Source organism: Mycobacterium sp. 1165178.9 (assembly GCF_001673555.1).
Taxonomy (GTDB): domain Bacteria; phylum Actinomycetota; class Actinomycetes; order Mycobacteriales; family Mycobacteriaceae; genus Mycobacterium.
This window is the reverse complement of record NZ_LZMB01000144.1, coordinates 1-4,580: the sequence shown is the minus strand read 5'-3', so window position 1 is coordinate 4,580 and position 4,580 is coordinate 1. Positions and strand designations below refer to the sequence as shown.

Here is a 4,580-nt window from a genome sequence, read left to right as displayed (position 1 = left end):
GCGGTCTGCGAGCCGGGCGCGCCCAATGCCGAGACCCGCGTGGAGCTGGTGGCTGCGGATGGGTTGTACCGGCTCACCCCAAGCACCGGGCGCACCCATCAGCTGCGCCTGCACATGGCCTCGCTGGGGATACCGATAGAGGGTGATCCGTTGTATCCCAACATCATCGACGTGGCGGCCGACGACTTCAGCATGCCGTTGCGACTATTGGCGCAGCGCATTGAGTTCACCGATCCGCTGACCGGTGAGCGCCGGGAATTCGCCAGCCGCCGAGTCGAGCCGTAGGCGTAGCGCAGCGCCGACGGTTTGTCGGTCGCCTGTGGCATAGTCGAACTTATGTTCGAAGGATGGCCGGGCCACCGACCACCACCCGAGGTGATCGAGTACTTCGACGAATTGTTCGAAAGGCACTATCCGTCGCGCACGCCGGTGTCGGCGGAGCTGCTGGAAAGGATTGGGGTGGCCGCGCGCGCGGAGAACCGGGCGGCGGCGGCCCAGCTCGCGGCCATCGGTGAGTTGTTCGGGCATCGCCTGTCACGCTGCGCGGAGACCGAAAGTTGGGCCGTCGACACCGAGGCGGCGGTCAGTGCGGAGGTCGCCGCCGAGCTGCGGATCGGTCAGGGCATGGCCGGAAGCAAGGTGCGCTACGCCCGCGCCCTGCGGGAGCGGCTGCCGCGGGTGGGCGAGGTGTTCAAGGCCGGCGATATCGACTTTCGGATGTTCGCCACGGTGGTGTACCGCACGGACCTGATCACCGACCCGCAGGTGCTGGCGGTGGTGGACGCCCGCCTGGCGGCCAACGTGGCGCGCTGGCCGTCGATGACTCCCCGCCGGCTGGCCGCGCAGGTGGACAAGGTCGTCGCTCGGGCCGACGCGGATGCGGTGCGGCGCCGCCGGGAGCGCATCGTGGGGCGGGAGATCTGGATCGGTGACACGGGGGACGGCCTGTCACATATCCAGGGCAGCTTGCTCGCTCCGGATGCGCACCTGCTGGACCGGCGCCTGGACGCGCTGGCGGCCGCGGTGTGTGAGCACGACCCGCGCACCCGCGACCAGCGCCGCGCCGATGCGTTGGGGGCGTTGGCGGGCGGGGCGGACCGGTTGGGATGCCGCTGCGGGCGCCGCGATTGCCAGGCCGGCAAACGGTCGGCGGGGCCGGTGGTGATCCACGTGGTCGCCGAGCGCGGCAGTCTGGACGGCACCGGCTCGGCGCCGGCCTGCGAGCTGGGCGCCGAGGGTTTGATCGCGCCGGAGTTGGTCGCCGAGCTGGCCGCGTCGGCCACGTTGGTGCTGCTGACTCACCCCGGTGATGCGCCGCCCGAGCCGGGTTACGTGCCGTCGAAGTCGCTGGCCGATTTCGTGCGCTGCCGCGACTTGACGTGCCGCTGGCCCGGCTGCGACCAACCAGCGGCCAATTGCGATGTCGACCATACGATTCCCTATGCGGATGGCGGGCGTACGCACGCGTCGAACCTCAAATGCTATTGCCGCACACATCATTTGGTGAAAACTTTCTGGGGCTGGCAGGAAAAGCAGCTGCCCGACGCGACGCTGATCCTGACCTCACCAGCCGGGCGCACGTATGTCACCACGCCGGGCAGCGCGCTGCTGTTCCCGAGTTTGTGCCAGGGCGTCGGGGCGATCCCGGCCGCCGAGGCCGACGTCGCGGCCGACTACTGCGGTGACCGCACCGCGATGATGCCCACCCGGCGCCGCACCCGCGCCCAGGACCGCGCCGGGCGCATCGCCGCCGAACGCCGGCACAACCGCGACGCCCGGATGGGCCGGCGGCCGAAAGCATGAGTATGGGCACGGGCACGGACTCGGACTGGAGCTCGGGCTCGAGCGGCGGTCCCGGCCCACCCGGCACCGACGATCCACCGCCCTTCTAGCGGCATGGAAGGCGCGGGACCGGGTAGCCCACGGCTATGGACATCACGGTCACTTTCGTGGGCAACGCCACCACGCTCATTTCCGCGGGCGGGCTGACGTTGTTGACCGACCCCAACTTCTTGCACCGGGGTCAGCGCGCCTACCTCGGCCATGGGCTGGTATCCAAACGGCTCAAGGAGCCGGCGTTGCAACTCAGCGAACTTCCCCCGATCGACGCGATCGTGCTGTCGCACATGCACGGCGATCACTGGGACAGGGTGGCGCAGAAGGGCCTCGACCACGAACTGCCCGTCGTCACCACCCCGCACGCCGCCAAACGGCTGCACAAGCGCGGCTTCGCGCAGGCGCGTGGCCTGACCACCTGGCAGCAGCACACGATCACGAAGGGCGCCACCACGCTCACCCTCACGTCATTGCCGGGGCGTCACGCGCCGGGGTGGAGCCAGCGGCTCCTCCCGCCCGTGATGGGCACCATGGTGGATCTCGCCGCCGACGATGGGTCGCCCCGGCGGCGGCTCTACATCTCCGGCGACACTTTGCTGATCGAGGAGCTCAAGGAGATTCCCGCCAGGTTCGACCCGATCGACGTGGGCATGTTGCACCTCGGCGGCACCCGATTGCCCGCCGGCGGGCGGCTGCCGTTCGGTCTGACCGTCACCATGGACGGCCGCCAGGGCGCCGAACTCGTCGCCATGCTGGCCCTCCCAAAGGCGATCCCGGTGCACTTCGACGACTATGCGGCCTTCGCGTCGCCGCTGGCCGACTTCACCCGGGAAATGCAGCGCCGGGGCCTGGAGGACAGGATCATAACGGTGAATCGCGGCGCCTCGGTGACCGTTTGAAAGACGGCAGGTGTCGCGTAAGTGTCCCGGGCCAGCAGATGTCAAATCGCTCTCAGCTTTGGGTATAGGGTGTCCTAACACGTGGCGGTCGAATTGGGAGGTCCCGGCCGCACGTGAAAGGCTTCGACGTGCAGAGTTTCAAAGCTCGCCGCGGCCTCGTTAACGCAAATTTGCTGAGGCGTTCTCAGCGTGGGCATTGTGAGACGTGATGGATCTTTTTGCACCCCCAGAGGTCACCTCGACGCTCATCCACACCGGGCCCGGGGCGGGTTCGCTGATCGAGGCTGCCGGCGCCTGGCAGCGCCTTGCCGTCGAGCTGGAGAATTCGGTCTCCACCTATGCCTCGACGTTGTCGTCGCTCATCGATTCCTGGGACGGGCCGTCGGCGATGGCGATGTTGCAGTCCGTCCAGCCCTACCTGCTCTGGCTGCGCGAGACCGCCCAGCAATCCTCGCAGATGGCGACCTCGGCCGAGTCCGCCGCGTCGGCCTTCACCGCCGTCCGGTCCACGGTGGTTCATCCCTCGGTGGTGACCGCCAACCGGACGCGGCTGGCGCAGCTGCTGGCCACCAACCGGTTCGGCACCAACACGGCGGCCATCGCCGAGACCGAGAACGAATACCAGACCATGTGGGCGAACAACTCGGCGGCGATGAGCCGATATCAGGCGTCGTCGTCGCAAGCGACCACGCAGCTGTCGAACTTCAATTCGCCGCTGTCCGCCACCGATCCGGGCGGGACGGCCAGGCAAGAGCTGGCGGTGAACCAGGCCCAGGCCCTGGGCGCCGGCAACGTGGGGAACTCCCTGGTTTCGGACCTCTCGTCGGTCGGCATCTTCGGCGCCGACGGCGACCCCAACCAAGGGTGGTTCGGCTACTTCAGCACCTGGGGCAACCAGTTCATCTCGTCCGGTTTTCCCATCAACATGCTCAGCTACCTGGCGCAGAACTCGTCGGCCAGCGCGCTGCAGAGCGTGGGCGGCGACATCGGCAGCGGCTTGTCGGAGGGCCTGGGAGCGGCCACCGCCAGCCTGTCCAACGCCGTCAGCGGCGTCGGCGAAGGGCTGGCGCCGACGGGGGCCATGGGCGTTGGGGTGTCGCTGGGCAAGCTGACCGCGCCGCCCGCCGTGGTGGGGCTGCTGCCGGGCACGCAGACCGGCGTCCAGCTCGCGTCCGCGGCCTCGCCGTTGCCGGCGGCGGAAGCGGGGCTCCCGATCATGCCCATGATGGTGCCGCCGACGACGGGCTCGGCGGGCACCGGCTGGCGCAAACGTAAACAGCAGAAGTACGAGGACGTCGCCGTTGGCCGCGAGGTCAAAGGCAACGTGTTGCCTCGAAATCCATCGGCGGGATGAGACGATGGCGCCCCACGACCACGGCTGCCGTATCCCGCTACCGTGCAGGTCAATGGCGACCAGCAGCGGGACATGTCCCGCCCTCGTTCACTCGCCAATCGCCGGACGGGCCGACGCAGAGCGTTCGTCCAGCCCACGTCCTTCCCCAAGGTAAAAATTCATGGATTTCGGGATGCTGCCGCCGGAGGTCACTTCGGCGCTGATCCACTCTGGACCCGGGGCCTGGTCATGGATCGCCGCGGCCGCGGCGTGGGAGGAGCTCAGCGCGGAGCTCGAGCAATCTGCCGACGGCTACAGCGCGGAGCTGGCGTGGCTGTCTACGACCTACCATGGCCCGTCGTCGCTGACGATGGCCCAGGCCTTCGAGCCCTACCTTGCCTGGTTGCGCACCACCGCCGTCCAGTGCCGGGAGATCGCTACGTCGGCGGAAGTCATGACGGCGGCTTTCGAACTGACGCACTGGACGGTGGTGCAGCCCTCGGTGGTCGCCG

General features: G+C 68.7%; 4 protein-coding genes and 1 pseudogene. All 5 read left to right on the top strand.

Translation table 11 applies throughout. The features are described from left to right. Positions 1-285: pseudogene (locus A5652_RS06940) on the top strand (pseudouridine synthase); the annotation flags it as partial. Between the two features lie 51 nt (positions 286-336). Further along, on the top strand, positions 337-1,803 hold the full coding sequence (locus tag A5652_RS06935) for an HNH endonuclease signature motif containing protein (RefSeq protein WP_067348262.1): 1,467 nt from the start codon (positions 337-339) through the stop codon (positions 1,801-1,803). A gap of 125 nt (positions 1,804-1,928) precedes the next feature. Beyond that, entirely contained in the window at positions 1,929-2,735 is an 807-nt protein-coding gene (locus tag A5652_RS06930; RefSeq protein WP_067348259.1) for an MBL fold metallo-hydrolase, read from the top strand. Between the two features lie 208 nt (positions 2,736-2,943). Continuing rightward, complete coding sequence (locus tag A5652_RS06925; protein WP_067348256.1) at positions 2,944-4,089, top strand: PPE family protein; 1,146 nt, start codon at positions 2,944-2,946, stop codon at positions 4,087-4,089. A 160-nt stretch (positions 4,090-4,249) separates the two neighbouring features. Further along, positions 4,250-4,580: PPE domain-containing protein (locus tag A5652_RS06920; protein WP_156745196.1), on the top strand; the 331-nt coding region annotated here is incomplete at its 3' end.

What these genes read in the sequence shown, in the direction of transcription:
- A5652_RS06930 (WP_067348259.1), top strand. Translation starts at nt 1,929, where the DNA reads ATGGACATCACGGTCACTTTCGTGGGCAACGCCACCACGCTCATTTCC.
- A5652_RS06935 (WP_067348262.1), top strand. Translation starts at nt 337, where the DNA reads ATGTTCGAAGGATGGCCGGGCCACCGACCACCACCCGAGGTGATCGAG.
- A5652_RS06925 (WP_067348256.1), top strand. Translation starts at nt 2,944, where the DNA reads ATGGATCTTTTTGCACCCCCAGAGGTCACCTCGACGCTCATCCACACC.